This window comes from Psychrobacter sp. (assembly GCF_018260395.1).
Classification (GTDB): Bacteria; Pseudomonadota; Gammaproteobacteria; order Pseudomonadales; family Moraxellaceae; genus Psychrobacter.
The window spans coordinates 1-2,455 of sequence record NZ_JAGLBC010000217.1 but is presented as its reverse complement, the minus strand read 5'-3'; the positions used below and the strand labels follow the sequence as shown (position 1 = coordinate 2,455).

Below are 2,455 nucleotides of genomic sequence, written 5' to 3'. Positions count from 1 at the left end.
ATAGTAATAAACACCACCATCATCATGACAAAACCTTTGGCAACAAAAGGCCAACTGCCATAGTACTGACTGTCTAAACTTTGCAACTTGTAATACAGAGCCTTTAAATCAAAACGTCTTGTTTTAGACTCAGCTTTTTGTCGGTTCAATGATGGCTTATTTACTATCCGAGACAGTTCATTATCAAAAGGGGCACTCATTGATCTGCCTCATTTTCTTTGCTTATTTGTTCAATGTTTTCAGTATTTTTTAAACGGCTTGCCTCGTTTCCATTGTTTCCATTGTTTCCATTTACAGATTGTGAGGAAAAGTCACTTTTGGCATGCTGATTGAAAAGCATGGCCTTGATTTCAAAATCGACATAATGCGAATTGTTTGTAGGGTTATTAGAAGACGAAAGTGGGACTTCATTCGCCATATTTTGAGAGTCTCTAGTGCTATTTGACAAGGACTGACCCACTGCATTTGAATTTTTGATATAAGTTAGTTTTGCTTGTTGCAGTCTCTTATTTTGCTGTAAATAAGTTACCAGTTTTGATACTTCCTTTGATTCGCTAGCCTTTCCGCGAAATATTATGGCCTCTTGTTGTCCTACTATGGCAGTCAAATACATGGTTTTAGGTATTATTGAAGATAATTGTGACCAGAGTTGCCCTATGCTGCTGCGATGACGACCTAACCGAGTAACTTCAGTTAGCTGTGCTGATATTTGCTGTTGATGTTGCTTAGATGATTGATGGGTTTTTAAGGTGGCTGCTAAAATAGTATTTTTATCGCTCAGTTTTTTATTGGCTAAAACAAGCTGAGTTTCAGCTTGATCCAAATTACGCCAAACGCCAGCGACAATCAATAACGAAAAAATAAAAGTTAAAATCAAAGATAACCTAAACTGCTTATTTTTATAAAGTCGTCGTTTCTCGCGCCAGGGCATTAAATTAATAGTTGCCATTACTAATATGGCTTAGACATTTGACAACGCATGGCAAGACCACAAGCGGTCATTAATTGCGACGCTTGTTTTAAGAGATTTTGAGTATCAATAGAGGAGTCTATGACCATGGATGAAAAGGGATTGACTAAATATACTGGCAAATTCATTTGACGTTGTAGACTGCTATCAAGATTTGGTAATTGGCTCCCTTCGCCACTTAATAAAATATGCTCAATCTCGCAATCTGGATCTGTTAACGCATACTGCTCAAAAGCAACTTTGATATATTCAATAAGTGTATCTATAAATGGCTGCCAGATCGTTTCCTCCCAATCTAGTTCGTTTTTATTGCTAAGCGATTGTAGATTAAGACTAGCTTGCTCAGCTGCATCAGCTGATAAATCATAATGCGAGGCGATAGAGCGTGTTAAATGGCTGCTGCCAAATAGCTGTTCTACTTGATACTCAAATTGGCCATGGTGAGCAATATATACTGTAGATCGATTGTGTCCTATATCTACCAATACTGTGATATTAGTTGAGTCCGTCACTATAGAGTCATTGCTATTGCTATTGCCGTTTTGAAGAATAAACTGCAAAACGCGCTGCTTGGCCTCACGATCAATGTCTATAATATTTGGTTTTAGTCCACCGAACACCAAAGCATCACAATACTGATCAAGGTATTCTGTACGTGAAACCACCAATAAAATCTTATTAAAATCGAAACCTAAGTCGGATTGACCCAATACTTCAAAGTCTAGACTAACCTCAGATAATGGATAAGGAATATACTGGTCTGCATCTACTCGAATTTGTGCATCAATATCTAATTCAATTAATTCGGCAGGCATATCAATTTCACGAGTGATCACTAAATTGTCTGATAAAGCAGTGGCCGCTTGCTGAGTTTTGCAATTAAGCTGCGCTACCAGTTTTGCAATCTGATGTCCCATACGCTCACTATCAATGATTTGATTGTCTATTACTTCGCCTTCAGCCAACTCAATAATGCCATAAGTCAACAAATGGTACTTCTTTTTTTTAAAAGCCAACTCTACAAGGCTTACTTTACGGTCATTAAAAGCTATTCCTAACAACGACTTTGGTTTCGTTAAAAACAGCCTCAAATTTAAAATCCTTTTTATATTTTCTTTTGATAAATTCTTTGCTACGTTTAAAATGGTTTTAGCATACTTAATAAATCTAGCCAATATAACCAATGTTAAGCCAATAAGGGCAACTACCCTAATAATTTAATAGGCCGTTGTCAAGAAATTAGTAAATTTTATTTAATTTAATTATTAGTATTTTACACAAATATCATCTCTTAACTTAACAGGCTATTCCTGTTAAAGCTGTAAATATCCTCTAAACTGTCTGCTGCAATTTTTGCTAAATGAGCTTAGATTTTTATAATGAGACTGGGTTTTTTGTTATAAAATACGCTTATTTTTATTTTAAAACTTAGTTCTTTAGTTAGTTTTATTGTTAGGTCTATAAGATAACGCTGATTTGCTTTAT

Annotated in this window: 2 protein-coding genes and 1 pseudogene; all 3 read right to left on the bottom strand. The window is 35.6% G+C overall.

Annotated features, from left to right (window positions below):
• Positions 1–200: pseudogene (locus QZ265_RS10595) on the bottom strand (hypothetical protein); the annotation flags it as partial.
• Positions 197–949, bottom strand: a complete 753-nt coding sequence (locus tag QZ265_RS10590) for a PilN domain-containing protein (RefSeq protein WP_296405989.1) — start codon at positions 947–949, stop codon at positions 197–199. The gene QZ265_RS10590 and the pseudogene QZ265_RS10595, both read right to left, overlap by 4 nt.
• Before the next feature lie 2 nt (positions 950–951).
• Entirely contained in the window at positions 952–2,061 is a 1,110-nt protein-coding gene (pilM, locus tag QZ265_RS10585; protein ID WP_296405987.1) for a type IV pilus assembly protein PilM, read from the bottom strand.
• Positions 2,062–2,455 lie beyond the last annotated feature (394 nt).